This window comes from Mucilaginibacter endophyticus, assembly GCF_003351025.1.
In the GTDB taxonomy this organism is placed as follows: domain Bacteria; phylum Bacteroidota; class Bacteroidia; order Sphingobacteriales; family Sphingobacteriaceae; genus Mucilaginibacter; species Mucilaginibacter endophyticus.
In genome coordinates this window covers 419,023-437,946 of sequence record NZ_QPCG01000001.1, presented here as the reverse complement: position 1 = coordinate 437,946, position 18,924 = coordinate 419,023, and the positions used below count along the sequence as shown (strand labels likewise).

Here is an 18,924-nt window from a genome sequence, read left to right as displayed (position 1 = left end):
AAACTAAGGTGCCACCAATCGGCCGAAAATTCAATACCAAGTAGTTGGTATTTTTTTAACCACTACCGTTTGGCCTTTTTTAAAGGCTGATGCATCATCAGTTGTTCAATATCTTTTGCAATAGCTCCCGGTTCCATGGCAAACTGAAGGTATAAAAACCGTTCGCCCGGTATTACCACGTCGGTACCATCATCCTTTATCTCCATATTAAGCTTTCGGTACGCAAAATAGGGCTTAGGCCCTCTGATGGCAGTTAGCACGGCTGTTTCATCCCAACTGTTACGGCCTATTGTATTTTTATCCATGTCCAGCGCAATCTGAAAGGCATCCTTTATCGGGCTGTTTTGTATCGAATAATTATGGGTGAGCTTAATTCCCGTCAGGATCTTTTCGCCTATTTCAAAACCGCTTAAGGTTATCGGCGTAGGCCAGTTTTTAAATACCTCCTGCGCCGAAGCTGCGTCTACATTTACATTATACTCGCTAAATGTTTTACCATCGGCACCTATGCCGGTAGCCATAGATACCAGGTTTTTCACTTTCTGTTTTACCAGTTGCACTCCTGTTAACTTGCTGTATTTATCAGCTCCTGAACGAAGCAAATCGGCCAGGTTGGTAAAAAAACCTACCGAAATAATGGTTACACTGCCATCGGCCTGGCTTGCCAGTATTTTGCGATAAAGCGACACCGCCTCAACTGCCTGGCTGTTTGATTTAATTTTATGCGGATATCCGGCTATGATTGCTTGCGCCCATCGTTGCGCGCAGTCTTTATTGGGTTTATCTTTTTTTACAATCCCTATCGGGATTTCAGGCCTCCCAAAGTATGTATTGATCACGCTGATGGTTGGCGCGGTGGTTTCAAAAGCATTGCATGATATCGTTGCTAAGATTTTTGCCTCCCCTTTATCGGCAAAGGCATGCAGCAATGCCATCGCCCCTACATCGTCATAATCACCGGCAATATCAGTATCAAAAATAACAGGGATCGGATTGTGTTTTTGCGCTTTGGAAAAGCTCAAGGTAAAAAATAATAGCAAGGTGAGGGATGCTGATCTAAGGTTCATTTTTTACAATAAAATTTTTAGGTAGATGCTAAAAGATGCTATTAATAATTGGTTATTAACAAGTTGCGATACTATAAATCTAAGAAATTAATTCGCATTTATTAAAATGATTATTCTAATCAATTAATATTAAATGCGCGGTAAAAAGAAAAATATAGATCCCGCCCCGAATTATTTAAAGCCATGTTATGCATTTGCAGTTATGGATTTTGTTCTTCAGCTATGTTCTTCGTCGGGGTGCTTTTTTAATCTCTTATCATCATATTAAATTGATTTTCGATTGTAGTTTTTTTTGTATCTAAAATTTGTCTTAAATGCTGCATGTTAACTATAGCCGCAGAAAGTTCATTAACCCCGACGCTATCTATAAGAAATTGTACGTGACCTTGAATAAGGAGTATTGAAAACTTGACATTCTTAGTCATCCCAAATGAAAACTTCAAATTATATTTCGACGTGGAGTCTTGATAGCAGAACTTTTCATAAAATTTGTTCTTATTGAGGTTGGTTAAAATCGGTTGTATTTCCTGTTGCGAGTAGTGCATGGAGATAGATTTTAAACAAGGTAGGAATATTTTTGCGCAAAATAAGCTTTGTGAACTTTCTTTTTAGGATAGGATATTATATCTTAAGGCAGTTAATTAAATTCAAATTCAACTTCAGGAATTCCTAAAAGGCTGCGATGGCTTTTTAAAGGTTAATTATCACATTATTTAATTACTTTGGCAGGTATTAATTTATAACGAACTCGCTAAACAAATGACTTATTGCCTGGGAATTAAAGTTAAAGAGGGATTGCTGGCCATTGCCGATACCCGTATAACTTCGGGGACCGATACTACTGTAAAAAAGAAGATCACAATAGAACAAAAAGATCACTTCTCGTTGTTTATCATGACCAGTGGTTTGCGCTCGGTACGCGATAAGGCCGTGATCTATTTTAATGAGCTCCTGGAAACAGCCGAGTTTAATAAAATGTACAAAGCCGTGAATGCTTTTGGCGAACAGGTGAAACGCGCCGCCCAGGAAGATAAGGAATCGCTTGATGCCTCTGGCTTACGGTTTGACCTGAATACCATCATAGGCGGACAATTACGCGATGATGATGAGCACAAGCTGTTTTTGCTTTATCCCGAAGGGAATTGGGTAGAGTTGGGACAAGGTGCGCCTTATGTGGTTATCGGCAATTCTGGCCATGGCAAGGCTATCCTTAACCGGATCCTTGATGAAGATTCGAGCCTGAAACTGGCTTTGAAAACAGGCTTCCTTTCGTTCGATTCGACAAGGGTGAGTTCAAACAATGTGGATTTCCCTATAGATGTTGCTGTCTATAAAAAGGACAGCTTCAATATTGTTGAGCAGCGCTATAACAAGCAAGATCTGGAACACATCTCAACCCAATGGGCCGAAGAGCTGAAGCTTGCCCTCGACCATATATCGGAAGACTGGATGGACGCGACATTTAACAAATTAGAAGAAATAAAAACAGAAAGTTGATAACATGAAATTCGATGTGTTTTCCCAAATGGAATATGTGGTGCGGTCGCCCGGCACATTGATTTTAAACCTACATGCATTACGCAGCCCCAATCAAACCATACTAAGCGAAGAATTTAGCTTAGAGCCGTACATTAAGTTTGAAGAACTGCAAACGCTGCAGGGCGAAAGCCGTTTAGTGCGCTTTGATGTGAGTGCCGATACGCCTGATGTTAAAGTCACTTACAAGGCTGTAGTTGATAATTGCTATGAAGTAGCCGATTTCAGTGAGCTACAGGAAACCCACGTTTCGGAATTGCCTTCGCCTGTGTTGCCTTATCTTAACCCCAGCCGCTATTGCCAGTCGGACAAGTTATACCGCCTTGCGCATAACATGTTTGGGCATATAACCAACCCTTTTGAACAGGTAGTTGAATTAACCAACTGGATCCATAAAAACGTGCAGTATTTAAGTGGTTCAACCAATTCACAAACATCAGCTTTCGATACAGTGACCGAGCAGGCTGGTGTTTGCCGGGACTTCGCGCATTTAGGTATCGCCCTTTGTCGTGCCTTAACTATTCCGGCGAGATATTTTACGGGTTATGCCTATCACCTTAAACCTGCCGACTTTCATGCCTGCTTTGAGGCGTACCTTGGCGGCAAATGGATTTTGTTTGATGCTACTCGCTTAGTGCCATTAAACGGCCTGGTCAAAATAGCCACCGGTCATGATGCCGCCGACTCGGCCATAGCCAACATTTTTGGCGACGTTACCTTTACAACCATGCAGGTAAGCTGCGAGCTTGCCGAAGACGGCTTTGAACCATTTTATTACGTTGATGGTGAGTTTAAGGGATTGTCGTATTTGTAGGAGAAATGTTAAACAAGAAGCTGTTCTTTAAAAGAAGGACTTTACGGTATTCCCGTGAACTATCATATTCCTAAAGTGTCATTTCGATAGAGCAGCGAGTTGGGTTGATGTGCGGGGCGAAAGAGAAATCTTATACTCAAAGCAAAGCGAAAATGCAAGGTGTATAAGATTTCTCCTCACCGGAGCTCAACCCCAACGCATGTTCGTCGAAATGACATCGCTTATTTACTCAAGATTTGATTTAAAAATAACCTATCCAGTAGCTTTTCGAAGATGTGGAAGAAGGCTTTCTACAATCCCCTTACCTTTTCCCTTTCTTTTTAACCGGCACTTTTTTACGCTCTTTCACCGCGTAAACCCAATTGGCTCCCAGTACTGCTATACATATCACCAATCCAAAAAACTCGCGTACTTCCTCAACCCAGGGCTTTTCGGCCTTCATGGTTTCAACAAGGCTTTCGGCGTGGTGATATTCAAACCAATCTACCAGGCCATTATTGTCAAATATTTTATAAATGGCATAACCTGTAAAAATGGCGATACCTACCGCGTATCCAATTGGATAAAATTCTTTTTTTGCCGCAAGATAGCAGAACCAGGCGCAATACAAATAAATAGGCATCCAAAGATATGGGTCGGGATCATTATACTGTAAACCCGCGAAGATGATAAAAAGTACAACCCATACAATGTTGAAGATTTTCATAAGTAAAAAGCAATTGCAATAATTTATACTGGTTTTGGCGCCTAATATGCAGGTTAAGCAATGCTAAATATATGAAAATATGTTTCGGTTTTTAAAAGCAAAAAATAGTTTTTATGCACTTAAAAAGCGGCAAAACACGACAGGAAAAATTAATGGATATAAAATGAAGCTGATGAAAATTAGATGTCGCGGGCAGATTCGAACTGCCGTTTAGGGTATTGCGGACCCCCACCTATCCTCTCGGTCACGCGACTTGAAAACTATAGAAAAAAATCACTTAATCAGATCGGTTGTGGGGTGTAGATATAATTATCTCTCTCCCGTTTTGCACAGGAGCAGGAATTAGCACCTTTTACATTATGCGGATGTACAGGTTGCTAAGACGTCTTTGGGCCTTTCCCTCAGTCTTTCTTGATAAGTTATAAAAGAACGCTTTGTCGTTGTTGACAGTGCAAATGTAATAATTAATTATATAAATCCTATAGTTTTAGTAGTTTAATTTTGCTTTTCTTTGTTCTGTATTGATTATGAGTAAAATAAATTCAGGACGGGAGAGGTTGTGATGTCTCTTTTTGAAACAGGATAGCCATTAGACCATAAAAAGAAAGAGTGCGGGCCGTGCGATTCCCTCCCCTGGGAGGGTGTAGGAGGGGTTCAGCGAGATGCCGGTCATTGCAAAGACGTATAAACCCCTCCCTTCCAATACGCAACCCTAACGCACCCCTCCCGGGGGAGGGAATTTCCGATATCTTAACTTTGTTTTTTGGTACTCCCCACACTAAAAAACTTAAATGATCACCATTTAATCTGAAGTAGTCACCATAATTTTATTAGCTAACCATTGCACCTTTGTATTGTTAAAACATTAAAACACACCATAATGAAAACAAACAAAATAGCATTAATAACCGGCGGCAGCCGTGGCCTGGGCAAAAACGCAGCTAAGCACATCGCCCAAAAAGGGATTGACGTTATAGTTACCTACCGCACTAAAAAAGAAGAAGCCGAAGCTGTTGTAGCCGAAATTGAATCAATAGGGCAAAAAGCCGCCGCTTTGCAGTTGGATACGGGCATTGTATCAACCTTTGATGCTTTCATCACAACATTAAAAGCAACCCTGAACGAAAAATGGGGACGTGATACTTTCGACTTCCTGATCAATAACGCGGGTATTGACGCGGCATCACCATTTGCACAAACCACCGAAGAGGATTTTGACAACCTGTTTAACGTGCATTTTAAAGGCGTTTACTTTTTAACCCAGAAAAGCTTGCCAGTAATTGCAGATGGCGGCCGGATCATCAATTTCTCGACCGGGTTGGCCCGCTTCTCAACTCCCGGATATGCCGCTTATGCTTCCATGAAAGGCGCTATTGAAGTGTTTACCAAATATCTTGCTAAAGAATTGGGTAGTCGTGGTATAGCCGCAAACATTGTGGCCCCGGGTATCATCCAGACTGACTTTACAAAGGCGGCATTCGATTCGCATCCCGGTTTGGAAGAAATGATGTCGAAATCAACAGCTTTAGGCAGGGTTGGCCAGCCGGATGATATCGGAGGCGTAGTAGCTTTTCTTTGCACAGAAGATGCCCGCTGGATCAATGCTCAACGTATTGAAGCTTCAGGTGGAATGTTTTTGTAGTTTAGTGAGTGGTTGATTTTTAGGTGAGTGGTTGATTGGGTTGATTAAGTGAGTAGTTATAGGCTGGATGCTTGTTTGTGAGCTTTCAACATAATCAACTACTCACCCAATCAACCATTCTCCAATCCCCCCTAATCAACTATTCACCCAATCAACTACTCACCTAATCAACCAAATCACTATCTTTCCCACAAAAAAGGCAAATGGAATTTGGTAGAGTAACAGATGAGGAATTAGCAAGGGTTGATTTTACCCTGCCGACAGATCCGCAGATAACTGTTGAAACGCTTGCAGCGGCCAAAAACGATGTACCCCTGCAGGTACATGTTGGCTGTGCTAAATGGGGACGTAAAGAATGGATCGGCAAAATCTATCCGCCAAAAACCAAAGACACTAATTTTTTAGATGAATATGTTAAGCACTTTGATTGCATAGAGCTTAACGCCACTTTTTACCAGGTTTACGGCCCCGACACTATTGCTAAATGGAAAGCCAAGGCAGATAGTAATCCCGGTTTTAAATTTTGCCCTAAATTTTCGCAGAGCATCAGCCATATCCGTCGGTTAAAAAATGCGGATGATATTACCACTACTTATTATGAAGGTATTTTAGCCTTCGGCGAAAAGCTTGGTCCACTGTTTTTACAGCTGAGCGATAACTATACGCCAAAAAGCTTCCCGGAACTGAAAGCCTACCTGGAACAATTGCCGAAAGATATCCCGGTATTTGTTGAACTGCGCCATAAAGACTGGTTTGCCGTTACCGAAAACCGCGACAGGGTATTTAATCTTTTCCGCGAGCTTAATATCGGTTCAATTATAACTGATGCCAGCGGCAGACGCGATGTGGTACACATGGCATTGACAACACCACATGCCTTTATCCGCTTTGTAGGTAACAGCCTCCATCCTACCGATTACGCCCGTGTTGATGAGTGGGTTGAACGGATCAAAAGCTGGAAAGATCAGGGCCTTAAATCGGTATGGTTTTTCATGCACCAGCACGATGAGCGCTACTCGCCCGAACTGGCCGATTATGTGGTTGAAGAATTAAACAAAGCGCTGGGCACGCAGTTAATGCGACCAACGTTTATCCAACGCGACGATAAGCCAACCGCACAAACCTCGCTGTTATTGTAATGGCTCGGTAGTAGCAGGTGGAATTTTTAAGGCCGGGTTAAAATTCGGGATCAATTGCTTCACCTTATCGGCGGTAGAATTATTCATATCCAGAAACGACCAGTTTTTGCCGCCATCGCCGCTAACCGCCAACAGGTTGCTATGCATAGCCACACGGCCTTTAGGGCTCGACATAACAATGGTTTCCGGCAGCAGGCAATGAGTTTCGGTACCGGCCTTGTAAAACTTGCCGGGCTCGCCTACGGTAATACTTTCAAAGTTTATACCAGCGGCTTTCATCTGCTGCATGGCTGCGCCCATCATGGCTGTCATTTTTTCTTTACCACCGGCCATTTGCACCGCTTTAGGATAAGTGTAATTAACGATGCCTTTGTAATCGCCCTTCGTCATGCTTTGGGCCATTAGGGTAGCCTGCTGTTTTACTACGGCCGGGTTTTGCGCGTGTAAAACCAGTGGCGACAATATGATGATCAGGAGCCTGAATACTTTTTTCATAGGGTGTTTTTATTTTTTAATGAGGATCTCATCGGCAAGTTGATCGGTGCCATCAACCTTACCATTGTATTTAAGTCCCAATATCCGATTTACTAAATTAAAAACATCAACATTTTTAAAAGAAGGTACTTGTTTACCAGTTTTAAAGGCCGGCCCCCAAGCCAGGAAGGTGGCATGCATATCTTTTACAGTGTAGGGATCATAACCGTGCCAGCCGATATTTATCTTTTTACTGTTCCATAAATTAAAAATCAGAGGATAATGCGGGATCAGCAAAATATCGCCTATGCGGTTATGCCAATCATCGGCAGTGCTGTAGTGCATATTAGCCGGCATATTGGCTTTCAGATATACATCATAATCCTTTGCTTCGGTTTTAAGGCGATCATAAGTTGACTGGATAGCCCCTTTGTCTTTGGCATACAATTCAACCAATATGCCATCACCAGAGATTTTGAATTTAGTCGTGTCGATTGCAGCAGGGATGCCAAGGGTATGTTCACGGTCAATTTTGGTCATGCCATGATCTGATACAAAAATGAAGTTAACATCAACGCCGGTAGTTTTTACTGCCTTGTTCAGCTCGTTAACTGCCGAATCAACAAAATGTACCTCATGCTCGGTTTCGGGAGCATCGGGACCAAAGGTATGGCCCGCATGGTCAACCTGTGGAAAGTAAAATGTGATCAGGTGCGGGCGCTTATCTTCAGGCAGCTTCAGCCAGTTTACCACGGCGCTGATACGGTCGTGAATGTCTATTTTATCATTATAAACATAATAGTAAGTTGGGTTGATGCCCTGTATTGCGGCCTCTGAAGCCACCCAGTAAAAACTTGCCGAAACCATTTTTTGCTGCTCGGCCAAAACCCAAAGCGGCGAGCCAAAATACCAGCTGCTGTCCTTTACCTTTTGCTTATTACCCATGGAATAGCTATCGTTACGTGCCCGATCATAAAAGGAGTTGTTAACCAAACCCGAGTGCGATGGATATAAACCACTCACTAAAGCATAATGATTAGGGAAAGTTACCGAAGGATATGAAGGGATCATAGATTCGGCCTGTACGCCTTTGGCGCTTAAACCAAGTAAATGCTGCGCGTTGTATCTTTTAGCATAATCATACCTGAAGCCATCTGCCGAAATCAGGATAACGTAAGGCTTTTTCTGTTGAGCAATGCTGTTTTTACGGTTTGGGATGATTTTTTGAGTGGTATCCTGCGCAAAGGCGGTGGTAACCAGTAATAGGCAAACTAAAAGAATACTGTACTTTTTCATGCTGAAACAATGATGCGCGAATTTATAAATACCGCGTTACCGGAATAAAAACAGCCGGTAAACTTTGGCTGTTTTTAGCATTATCTAATCAAATTTTTACATCTTGCTATAAAAGCAGCAACGTAGCTATAAATTACTTTCCTCTTAATTTAATTGCGAATGAAAATCTTTATAGCGCTATTATTGTCAGTTGCCTTTAGCTGGTCTGTATCGGCCCAAACACCGGTTGCCCAAAATGGCAGATTAAAGGTAGAGGATGGCAAACTTGTAAACGAACACGGCGTGGCCCCGCAGTTAAGAGGAATTAGTTTTTCATGGTCGCTTTGGCAGGGGCGCAAATATTTTAACCCGGGCGTAGTTAGTTGGTTAGCCGACGATTTTAAAGCATCAATTATCCGGGCCGCAATGGGTGTGCAGCCCGATGGCGGCTATCTGCAACAACCTGAAGAGCAAGAAGACCTGATTATAAGTGTAGTTGACCAGGCGATAAGGAGCGGTATTTATGTACTTATAGACTGGCACGATCATAACTCAAACCTGCATGTGAGCGAATCGAAAGATTTTTTCAGGCAGATGGCTAAGAAATATGCCGGTGTACCTAACGTGATCTACGAGATCTGGAACGAACCCGAAAAAACCGACTGGAAAACGGTTAAGGATTATGCATTGCAGATCATCCCCATCATCCGCAAATATGATAAAGACAATGTAATAGTAGTGGGCAGTCCGCACTGGGACCAGGATGTGGACATTGCCGCCGCCGATCCGATCAAGGGCTACGACAATATTGCCTATTCTTTCCACTTTTATGCCAGCGACCCCTATCATCAGGATGCCTTACGCGCAAAAGCTGATAAAGCCATCGCCATGAAATTACCGTTAATTGTTACCGAATGGGGCGTAGGTGAAGCCAGCGGCGATGGTGAGTTTAATCTGCAAAAAACACAAACCTGGCTTAAATGGACCGAAGACAACAAACTAAGCTGGACCAACTGGAACATCACCGACAAACACGAAACTACTGCCTTGCTGCAAAACAATGCCCCCATACAAGGCGGCTGGACAGAAGCCAACCTAACCCCTGCGGGAATCTTTATCAGGAATGTGTTAAGAGAGTTAAATAAGTAAGTTATTAACAATGTTAAGTTTAAAGACCATGTCGAGCGTAGCGCGGCAGTCTTATAATGTAGTGGCAACCCGGAAACAGTCAGTAACCTATTCAAGACTCCGCGTGGGTAATTCCTCCAAAAACATATCGCGACAGCAACAACGGCCAAAGCACTTAAAAACAAAAACTGTCATCGATAGAGCAAGAACGGGCACGTGCGTTGTCGGGACGAAAGAGAAATCTTATACACCATACTCGCAACGGTCTTTAAGCAGGGCTCAGGAGATTTCTCCTCGCTCCCTTCACACCACATCCCCATCCCAATTCGTCTAAATGAAAAAGGATTTCATAAAGCAATCGACTACAACTTCACCCCCCTTAAAAAGTCTTCAATGCCCATGCGTTTTTTGCCCTCTAATTGAATGTCTTTGAGCAATACAAATCCATCTTTAGCTGCAAATTTCAAATAGGTTTTGTTATCCGTTAAAAACCCGCCTGGTTGTATTGCCGGTTCTGATAACTGATATTCTGTTGCGTAAATCTTTAAATTTTTCCCATTAAGTTCCGTATAGGCAGTAGGTACAGGGCTAAGGCCACGAATTTTATTATAGATTAATAAGGCAGGTTGTGTCCAATCAATCTGGCAATCATCTTTAAAGATCTTGGGGGCGTGTTTTAATTCGGTTCCCTCGGCCAGTTGCGATTGCGGGTGCTCATTGTAACGGCCGCTTTCAACCGCTTTAACAGTTTTCACCAGTAAGCCTGCGCCTTTGTTCATAAGGCGGTCGTGCAGCTCGCCGGCATCTTCATGGCCGGTAAGGGTTATTTTTTCGGTGAACAGAATGTTACCGGTATCGATATCGTGCTTTAAAAAGAAGGTAGTTACACCGCTTTCTTTTTCGCCGTTAATGAGTGCCCAGTTAATTGGGGCCGCGCCACGGTATTGCGGAAGTAACGATGCATGTAAATTTATGGTGCCCTTAGGTGGCATGTTCCAAACAGCTTCGGGCAGCATCCTGAAGGCTACTACAACCTGCAAGTCGGCTTTTAATGCTTTTAGTTCAGCAATAAAATCTTCGTTCTTCAATTTTTCGGGCTGCAGCACTTTTAATCCGTTGGCTTCGGCATATTGTTTCACTGCCGATTCACTCACCTTCTGACCCCTTCCGGCCGGTTTATCGGGCGCTGTAACAACGGCCACAATATCACTGCCGGCTTTAATTAAAGCGTCTAACGAGGCAACGGCAAACTGGGGCGTACCCATAAATATAATTCTCATAGTATGTTTAGGTATTAGATGTCTTTATTCTGTTATTCGTATAGTAAATATTTTTTTCTTGTTTCTTTAAAAGCAGCTAAACCCGGCTGCCAGCTGGCGCGGATCTCATCTTCGGTTTTGCCTGCTTCAATCTGTTTCCTTAACTCGGCTGTGCCGGCCAGTTTTATAAAATAACCGTTAAAGAAATGATCTTTATCCGGGAAAGCCTGGTATAATTCTAAGAGCCATTTCAGGTTGATAGCGCCCATGCCGGTAATGTCATTTGGCGAAATATTTTGCAGATCGATGCCAAAACATTCCTGGTCTTTCTGCGGCGGGTTTTCGCTCATACCCGGAATACTTTTTGGTGTAAACGAAAAGCTGTACTTGCCTTTCAGTGCCGGATGCCCCAGCACGGCAAAAGGAACAAGTGTCCCCCGGCCTAAGCTAAAGGTGGTGCCCTCAAACAGGCAGGTGCTTGGGTACAATAAAACTGATAGCGGCGTATTTAAGTTTGGCGACGGGTTTACCGGTAAGGTATAAGGCAAATTATGTTTGTAATTAGCAACTTTAATGATCTTTAGCTTGCATTTTACGCCATTTTTTAGCCAGCCTTCGCCGTTTATCATTTGCGCGTACTCGCCAATGGTCATGCCATGGGCTATGGGAATGGGGTGCATGCCTACAAATGAGCGGTTAACTGTATCCAGGATTGGCCCGTCAATTAAATAACCGTTGGGATTGGGGCGGTCAAAAATCATTAGCTCTACGTTGTTCTCGGCGCAGGCCTCCATAACATAGTGCAGGGTTGATATATAAGTATAAAAACGGGTGCCCACATCCTGTATATCAAATATCATCAGGTCTATTCCCTTCAAATCTGCCGGTGTTGGTTTGTAGTGTTTGTTGCCGTAAAGCGATATTACGGGTAAGCCTGTTGTAGGGTCTTTGGCATCGCCAACGGTAGCGCCATTGCTGGCATTGCCCCTGAAACCATGCTCGGGGCCGAAGATCTTTTTTATACTAACTCCGGAATGAACCAAACTATCTACACTGGCAGTTAAATTTTTACCAATAACAGAAGTTTGATTAATCACCATCCCGATATTTTTTCCCTTAAGATAGTTAATATACAGCGGAATTTGATCGGCTCCGGGAATAATAGGGCCGATTTTTTTGTTTTTTTTGACAGATGCTGTTTTGCAGCTTTTACAATCGGTTGCCTGGCTGCACGCGGTGTTTGCAAGTAAAACTGTTATAAGGACAAATCGTAAAAAAACACAAATCTTATTCATAAAATATTGAGTTGAAACAATTTTAAAAGTGGCAGGTTTAACAGCAAAACCGCATATTTGCGAAGGTACAAAAAAACAGTTTGCCATTGAGTTTCGCCTCTTTTATATCAGCCCGTATAACATTTAAATCAAAACGCACTTTCTCTAAACTGATAGTGCGCATTGCAATTATAGGTATTATGCTGGGCCTTGGCGTAATGATACTGTCACTTGCTATCGTTAAAGGATTTAAACACGAAATCCGCAATAAAGTTCGAGGCTTTGCGGGGGATATCCGCGTGGTTAAGTTCGATCTGAATAATTCATACCAGAGTTCTTCGTTCCCTGCCGATAAGGAGTTTGTTAAGCGTGCACTCAAAAGTTCGTTTATTACCCATGTAATGCCGGTGGCTACCAAGCCGGGTATTGTTAAGGCCAATAACGAAATTGAGGGCGTAGTACTTAAGGGTGTTGATAAAAGTTACGACTGGGGCTATTTTAAAAAAATGATGGTTGCCGGCGATGTCATTAGCTTTGCCGATTCGGTTGAGGCGCAAAAGGAGATCATGATCTCACAAACAACGGCCGACAGGCTTAAACTTAAGGTTGGTGATAAGCTACTGATGTATTTTGTGCAGGAACCATTGCGTAAACGTCAGTTTAAAATAAAAGGGATCTTTAACATCGGTGTTGAGGAAGTGGATAAAACCTTTGTTATAGGCGCGCTATCGCTCATTAACCGCCTTAACGACTGGAAACCGGATGAAATTGGCCAATACGAACTGCGTGTATCCGATTTTGAACACATTAACGAAGCCGCCAACGCGCTTGATACCGTTTTGCCCGTAAAACTGAAAGAATATACCATTGAAGAAGATTATCCAACAATATTTGAATGGCTCAATCTGCTGGATGTTAATTCGGTAGTGATGCTGGTATTGATGGTAGCAGTTGCCGTTATCAATATGATTTCGGCATTGCTGATCATGATCCTTGAGCGTACAGCCATGATTGGCATGTTCAAGGCCATGGGAGCTTCCAACTGGGCTATCCGAAAGGTATTCCTCATCAATGCTACTTACCTGATAGGTCTGGGCTTATTGTTAGGTAATTTATTGGGCATTGGTTTGGGCTACTTCCAAACGTACACCCACTTTTTTAAACTCGATCAGGCATCTTATTACATGACCTTTGTACCGGTTGAGTTTGATAGCGTTGACATTATCCTGCTAAATATTGGTACGCTGATCATCTGTTTGCTGGTGCTCATTATCCCATCAACATTGGTAAGCCGAATCTCGCCGGTGAAAGCAATCCAATTTAAATAGTTTAAAGCAAGCGGTAACTTAATCCCAACCTAAAATATTCGCTGTGTGTGTTAAAGGATGCATCGCCTATCATGTCTTTCATGTAATTACTCACACCATGGGCGAAGCTTGCATTTAAACCGTAACGACCATAACTGGCAGCAGCACCAAGGCGTAAGCGGATATCGGTTGGTGCTTTACTTCTTTTGTAGTCGACTTTATAAATTTTACCATCTTTGTCCTTAACCTCTCCCTTATCCCTGCTGTTCAATATCAGGCCGATATCCATCCCCGGTAAAATATCGAGGTTAACTTTACTAAGCAGAAAACGATAACCGATGTATGGATTAAGGTTAATACTTTGGGTTTGGAAGGCTACGTGTCCGGTTACCGTGAAACTGGGATCATTTGCTGTGATGGGCAGATAGTCATAGTATAAAACGGTTGTAATAGGTGAATATTTATCTACCTCAACTTTACTTCGTAATAATTCATAACCTCCCTGTAAGCCAACAATGAACCCGCCTTTTGAAATAGTTTGAACCTGGATACTGCCGCCGTAACCAAAAGCGTTTTTATTTCCGTAAGGATTATTGGCCCGGTTCATCGGGTCGCCGGTAATTGAGCCCTGTAATACCTGGGTGGTAGCTGTTGATGATTTACCTGCGAAATGGAACAAGCCGGTGTTAGCCTGTACAGAAACTTCTAATTTTTGGGCGCAAAGCCTCAGCCCGCTAAACATTAACGGGGCAAGGATAAGGAGGTACTTTTTCATTTTTTATGAGTTGTAAAGTTCAGTTTCAGGTTTAAACCGCCTGCTCCAAATTTTATCTGCTGTGACCCAAGCCCATCAAGCGGGTATTTCAAAAATGGTTCAATAATCAGTTTGTTCGATTTTCCTAAAGGATATCCAACTCCAAATGCCACATTCAGGGTTCTGGCAAAGTAAAAGCTGTTAAAGCTTTTGTGTGTTGTTTCGTCGGATGTTTGCGCCTGCACACCTGCCGCCATTGCAAGGCCTGGGTAACTGTAACTTGCCGTATAGGCTTCGTTAACAAAAGTACCGGAGCTTACACCTGCCGATATATAGGTGTCGTTTTTTTGTGGATTAAACTCATATTTAAGGTTAACCGGGATATCTAAGCCAACCAGTTTGGCATTGTAATTTGTAAATGTTGGTGAAGCCGATACTTTGCTAAAGTCAGACAAGCTATTGTACCCGGCAACTAAAGCTGGTGAAAAAGAAACTGCCTCACGTGTATTTGTTGGCTTATTTTTATCATAGTTAAGCGTGTTTTGGGCCAGTGCCAAACCGGTTGATAGTTTAAGGTTTTTGCTCAGCCTGATATCAGATGTAAAGCCCGCGCCCGCATTTACCTGGTTCTGGCTGCCCTTTGCATAGTTGAAGAAGGTAGCAGCATAAACGCTGAATTTCACCCTGCGCTCGCCCATATCGGCATCAGGCTTTTTAGGCTGATCGTGATCGCTGGCCAGCAATGCCTCCATCGAATTAGTCTTTGGTTTAACTTTTACAACCGATGGGACGTTGTTTGCAGGAGCTGCTTTTACCGGGTTGTTATTAACCGGAGACTGTACAGCCGGATTATTGGCAAGTTGTTGTGTATTGGTTTGCGGCAATACAGTGTCAACACTGTCGGCTTTTTTACCTGCAGGCACGTTGATTACTCCGTTGTTAGCCGGTTGGGTAACAGGCGGCACATTGGTAGCAATGGTGTTAAGCGGGTTTGTAGCCAAAGGATTTGCCTGCACCGGAGTAAAGGCAGGTACTTTTATTCCCGGCTGATTTACAACCGGATTAGCAGCCGGTTTATTTAAACCATTATTATTCGCGAAGGTGTTAGCCTTGTTTGCTGATACACCACTAAGGGGGTTTGTTTTTGTAACTGAAGATTGTGTGCTGCTATTATTGCTTGCAAGGTTGGTTGCAGGCGATTGTTTAGCTGTTACAGGCGGCTGTACAGGTGCAATATTTTGATTAGTACTATCGGCTGCCGCGTTGTTTTGAGGCTGCGCAGGTTTTGACGGTTTTACCGAAAATGTTTGGCCGTTATTATTTACTTTGGTTTTGTTTGTCGCAAACCAAATGCCTATACTTAAAAATAGCAGCAGGGCAGCGGCCGCGCTTGCCCACCATAGGTAAACCGGGCGGCGCTGCTTTTCCTGAGCAGGGAATCTCTCCCTGAGCAACAGCCAGCCTTCATCAGCAGTAGTGTCTTCGTAATTATCAAACACTTCCCTGATGCGGTCTCTTAAGTCGTTATCCAACTGATCATCCATGGTTTTGTGCTTCTTTTCTTAATATATTCCTTAATCTCTCTTTCGCCCTGCTCAGGTAAACGCGCGATGAGCTTACCGGGATGCCGAGCGTAGTGGCTATTTCATCATGATCGTAGCCGTCTATCTCATACATGTTAAAAATGGTTCGCTGAATAGCCGGGAGCTCAACCATCAACTTTAAAATATCCTGTGCATTTAAATTATCAACCGGCCCCATGTTACTCCTGATAGGGGCGGCATTATCCAATTCAACATTAAGCTGGAATTTAAGGTCCTTACGCCGGCGGTCGATGGCCGTGTTAACCAAAATGGTGCGGAGCCAGGCTTTAAACGGCTTATCGGTATTGTAGCCGCCAATAGCATTAAATACTTTTATAAAAGCATCATTTACAGCCTCAAGAGCATCATCGCGGTTTAAGCTGTAACGCAAACTTATACCCATAGCGTAGCCATAGAACTGCTTGTATAGCAATTCCTGGTGTTTTAAGCTGCCTGTTTTGCATTGCCTTACGATTTCTTCTTCGGTAATGCGAGGGGGTGGATGCATTAAATGTACTTAGTTCCGCTAAATGTTGTTTTAAAAGCCTTTACGCAGCAGAAGATTTAAATGATACAAAATAAATAAAAAAAATCTGCCGATATAGTCTGCCTCTTGTAATCAAAAAAGCCGGTACCCCGAGTAGGGGCACCGGCACGGTAATTAAAACAATAGGACTTTTAGTTAATTAGTTTTCTTTAAATTGTACTGAACGGTAAGTGTATCACCATTGCTGTTACGTTGCAATTGAAATACGCTACCATCATAATAGTACTGGTAAACACCTTTAAGGTGGAATTTATTAACACCGGGCACCACTGCAGTTGAGTCATTAAACTGGATATAATATCCGTTATAAGCAAATGCTCCATAGCTGGCCACATGCTTCCTGGTTTCGGCACCTACTTTAAATAAAGAGGTAGCAGAAAGATTTAGCGCTATAGTATCCCGAATAGTATCATAGCCGGTGCCGGTGGTTTTTTTAACCAGCGCGCCAAATGTTCCGGTAAAACTACCTTGTGGTTGAGCAACCGGTACAACCTCGTTTTTTGGTGAACAGGCAACACCTAATGTTAACAGTAATGGCAGCAGGTAAAATAAATTACGTTTCATATATCTTATCTCGTTATCAATTTTTTTTAACCATTACGCACGTTTTTAACTAAACGCTACACCTCGCCGCGGTATTTTTATAGTTTTTTTGCCTCATCCCAAAAAACATCCATTTCGGCCAGGCTCATATCATGCAATTGTTTGCCGTTTTCCTGGGCCTTAAGTTCCAGATACTGAAAACGTTTGATGAATTTTTTATTGGTTTTTTCGAGGGCGTTTTCTGGGTTAATGTTGATGAAGCGTGCATAATTAATCAAAGAGAACAGCAGGTCGCCAAATTCGGCTTCTGCTCTTTCGTGATCAATGGTGCTTTCATCTTCGGCGTTAAACTCGTTTTTAAACTCCTGCATCTCTTCCTCAACTTTGGCCCAAACCTGGCTTTTCTCTTCCCAGTCAAATCCAACGCCACGGGCCTTTTCCTGAATGCGTGATGCTTTTACCAACGCGGGTAATGAAGCAGGTACGCCACCTAAAACAGATTTGTTACCTTCTTTAAGCTTGATCTGCTCCCAGTTGCGTTTAACATCCTCTTCATTCTGCACCTCAACATCGCCATAAATATGTGGGTGGCGATTGATCAGCTTTTCACAAACACTATTCAAAACGTCGGTGATGGTAAAATCGTTGGTTTCGGAAGCAATTTTAGCGTAGAATACCAGGTGCAGCATAATATCGCCAAGCTCCTTTTTTATTTCGGGCATATCGCCGCCTAAAATGGCATCGCTTAGCTCATAAGTTTCTTCGATGGTAAGGTGGCGCAGGCTTTCAAGCGTTTGCTTTTTATCCCAGGGGCAATTGGCCCGCAGGTCGTTCATGATAATGAGTAATCTGTCAAACGCTATGGCAGCGGTAGGCGCGGTTTCAGGGGCTTTTAAAGGCATAAAATATTTATAATGAATACTTATACCGCAAAGGTATGATAACATCTTTAATGAAAACTTACTGTATCATTAATTTTAAACTAACATTAATTAATTTTATTAGCCAATTGTTAATGCTATCTGATAAATACATTTTACCATGAGAAAAATTTACCTGTCTATTCTTCTTTTTGTTTCGATATTTAAAGTAAGCCATGCGCAGCAACAGCCAGTTGGCGATGTGGCTAACAGTACTTTTAGTCAGCCACAGCCTTTCCTGTTTACCGTGAGCACACTTAACCCGCAAGGCCGTAACTGGAGTTTAAACTATTCGGGCGGCTATGGCGAGCGCACCGTTACCCCATTGGGATTTGATGGTGTCGATCAAAATTTTTCGGCTAAAGGATACCTTGGCAATAAGTTTACGTTGATGGCCATGCTGGGTACAGGTTTTAGTAATAATGGCGGCGTGCGCACGCTGCAACAAGCTGAAGTATTGCGTGACTTTATCGGCGGTAACCAGCCGATGGGTTTCAGGGCAGGTGCCAGTCTGGGTTTCAGAAGAGAGTTTAACAGCGACGCGGTAGCATTTAGCCGGATCACTGCAGCTTACGAAGTATCAAATTGGAAACTTGGTGCTAACCTTCGCTTTGAAAAAGCGTTCGCGACTAATCGCGATGGATTAGACCTGATCACCAGCGTGGGTGTACATCGTCATATCTCCGGGCAACTATTCGGCGGATTTGAAGCCGTAGGGCAAGATCTGGAAGGCTTTTGGGAAGCGGATGAAGCCGAAGGCGGCGCCCGTTTATTGATTGGCCCATCGCTTAACTATGCTCCTGTTAATTCGCGTCTGGCGTTTTCGCTTTGCGGCGGCCCTATCATTTATGCTACCCGCAGTGCCGCCACCCAGGGCCAGTTTGCTTACCGCGAATTGCCTACTACCAATGGTTTCACACTGAAGTTCAATGTAGGCTTCAGGTTCTTGTAGTCTG

18 protein-coding genes and 1 riboswitch are annotated in these 18,924 nt (G+C 43.0%); of the genes, 7 read left to right on the top strand and 11 right to left on the bottom strand.

The window, feature by feature from the left end; translation table 11 throughout:
- Positions 1–62: 62 nt before the first annotated feature.
- A complete protein-coding gene (locus tag DUL71_RS01875; RefSeq protein WP_114936486.1) occupies positions 63–1,067 on the bottom strand; it encodes a nucleoside hydrolase in 1,005 nt (334 codons plus the stop codon).
- Positions 1,068–1,826: 759 nt separating this feature from the next.
- Between DUL71_RS01875 and DUL71_RS01865 the strand changes: the two genes are divergently transcribed.
- Positions 1,827–2,564: a proteasome-type protease gene (locus DUL71_RS01865; protein WP_114936484.1), complete on the top strand. Its 738-nt coding sequence runs from the start codon at positions 1,827–1,829 to the stop codon at positions 2,562–2,564.
- 4 nt (positions 2,565–2,568) lie between these two features.
- Entirely contained in the window at positions 2,569–3,417 is an 849-nt protein-coding gene (locus DUL71_RS01860; RefSeq protein WP_114936483.1) for a transglutaminase-like domain-containing protein, read from the top strand.
- A gap of 301 nt (positions 3,418–3,718) precedes the next feature.
- Here the strand turns inward: DUL71_RS01860 and DUL71_RS01855 are convergent, their stop codons facing one another.
- Positions 3,719–4,123, bottom strand: coding sequence for a transmembrane 220 family protein (locus DUL71_RS01855; protein WP_114936482.1), 405 nt, complete (start codon positions 4,121–4,123; stop codon positions 3,719–3,721).
- Positions 4,124–4,429: 306 nt separating this feature from the next.
- A riboswitch (SAM riboswitch) is annotated at positions 4,430–4,544 on the bottom strand.
- Between the two features lie 459 nt (positions 4,545–5,003).
- On the opposite strand from DUL71_RS01855, the gene DUL71_RS01850 reads away from it, so the two are divergent.
- Positions 5,004–5,765: an SDR family oxidoreductase gene (locus tag DUL71_RS01850; protein ID WP_114936481.1), complete on the top strand. Its 762-nt coding sequence runs from the start codon at positions 5,004–5,006 to the stop codon at positions 5,763–5,765.
- A 203-nt stretch (positions 5,766–5,968) separates the two neighbouring features.
- Complete coding sequence (locus DUL71_RS01845; RefSeq protein WP_114936480.1) at positions 5,969–6,904, top strand: DUF72 domain-containing protein; 936 nt, start codon at positions 5,969–5,971, stop codon at positions 6,902–6,904.
- Here the strand turns inward: DUL71_RS01845 and DUL71_RS01840 are convergent.
- Positions 6,896–7,399, bottom strand: a complete 504-nt coding sequence (locus DUL71_RS01840) for a hypothetical protein (protein WP_114936479.1) — start codon at positions 7,397–7,399, stop codon at positions 6,896–6,898. The two genes, DUL71_RS01845 and DUL71_RS01840, sit on opposite strands and share 9 nt — an antisense overlap.
- A gap of 9 nt (positions 7,400–7,408) precedes the next feature.
- The gene (locus tag DUL71_RS01835; protein WP_114936478.1) at positions 7,409–8,674 is read right to left on the bottom strand and encodes an alkaline phosphatase family protein; all 1,266 of its coding nucleotides are present in this window, start codon (positions 8,672–8,674) and stop codon (positions 7,409–7,411) included.
- Between the two features lie 159 nt (positions 8,675–8,833).
- Here DUL71_RS01835 and DUL71_RS01830 point away from each other — a divergent pair, with 159 nt between their 5' ends.
- Positions 8,834–9,802: a glycoside hydrolase family 5 protein gene (locus tag DUL71_RS01830; protein WP_114936477.1), complete on the top strand. Its 969-nt coding sequence runs from the start codon at positions 8,834–8,836 to the stop codon at positions 9,800–9,802.
- 341 nt (positions 9,803–10,143) lie between these two features.
- Here DUL71_RS01830 and fmt read toward each other — a convergent pair whose 3' ends face one another.
- Together fmt and DUL71_RS01820 are read right to left on the bottom strand one after the other, a co-directional pair.
- Positions 10,144–11,061 (bottom strand): methionyl-tRNA formyltransferase, encoded by a 918-nt coding sequence (gene fmt / locus DUL71_RS01825; protein WP_114936476.1) that lies wholly within the window; start codon positions 11,059–11,061, stop codon positions 10,144–10,146.
- Positions 11,062–11,093: 32 nt separating this feature from the next.
- Positions 11,094–12,335, bottom strand: coding sequence for an exo-beta-N-acetylmuramidase NamZ family protein (locus DUL71_RS01820; protein WP_114937440.1), 1,242 nt, complete (start codon positions 12,333–12,335; stop codon positions 11,094–11,096).
- A gap of 86 nt (positions 12,336–12,421) precedes the next feature.
- Here DUL71_RS01820 and DUL71_RS01815 point away from each other — a divergent pair, with 86 nt between their 5' ends.
- Positions 12,422–13,642 carry an FtsX-like permease family protein gene (locus DUL71_RS01815; protein ID WP_114936475.1) on the top strand — a complete coding sequence of 407 codons (1,221 nt, stop codon included), beginning with the start codon at positions 12,422–12,424 and terminating at the stop codon, positions 13,640–13,642.
- Position 13,643: 1 nt separating this feature from the next.
- On the opposite strand, the gene DUL71_RS01810 is transcribed toward DUL71_RS01815, so the two are convergent.
- The 5 genes from DUL71_RS01810 to mazG form a co-directional block, all read right to left on the bottom strand.
- Complete coding sequence (locus DUL71_RS01810; protein ID WP_114936474.1) at positions 13,644–14,396, bottom strand: outer membrane beta-barrel protein; 753 nt, start codon at positions 14,394–14,396, stop codon at positions 13,644–13,646.
- Positions 14,393–15,919, bottom strand: a complete 1,527-nt coding sequence (locus DUL71_RS01805; protein ID WP_114936473.1) for an outer membrane beta-barrel protein — start codon at positions 15,917–15,919, stop codon at positions 14,393–14,395. Before DUL71_RS01805 ends, DUL71_RS01810 begins: the two co-directional genes overlap by 4 nt.
- Positions 15,912–16,466 carry an RNA polymerase sigma factor gene (locus DUL71_RS01800; protein WP_114936472.1) on the bottom strand — a complete coding sequence of 185 codons (555 nt, stop codon included), beginning with the start codon at positions 16,464–16,466 and terminating at the stop codon, positions 15,912–15,914. Before DUL71_RS01800 ends, DUL71_RS01805 begins: the two co-directional genes overlap by 8 nt.
- 174 nt (positions 16,467–16,640) lie before the next feature.
- Positions 16,641–17,069 carry a hypothetical protein gene (locus DUL71_RS01795; protein WP_112567280.1) on the bottom strand — a complete coding sequence of 143 codons (429 nt, stop codon included), beginning with the start codon at positions 17,067–17,069 and terminating at the stop codon, positions 16,641–16,643.
- Between the two features lie 77 nt (positions 17,070–17,146).
- Positions 17,147–17,950, bottom strand: coding sequence for a nucleoside triphosphate pyrophosphohydrolase (gene mazG / locus DUL71_RS01790; RefSeq protein WP_114936471.1), 804 nt, complete (start codon positions 17,948–17,950; stop codon positions 17,147–17,149).
- Positions 17,951–18,089: 139 nt separating this feature from the next.
- On the opposite strand from mazG, the gene DUL71_RS01785 reads away from it, so the two are divergent.
- The gene (locus DUL71_RS01785) at positions 18,090–18,920 is read left to right on the top strand and encodes a hypothetical protein (RefSeq protein WP_114936470.1); all 831 of its coding nucleotides are present in this window, start codon (positions 18,090–18,092) and stop codon (positions 18,918–18,920) included.
- The last annotated feature ends 4 nt before the right edge of the window (positions 18,921–18,924 follow it).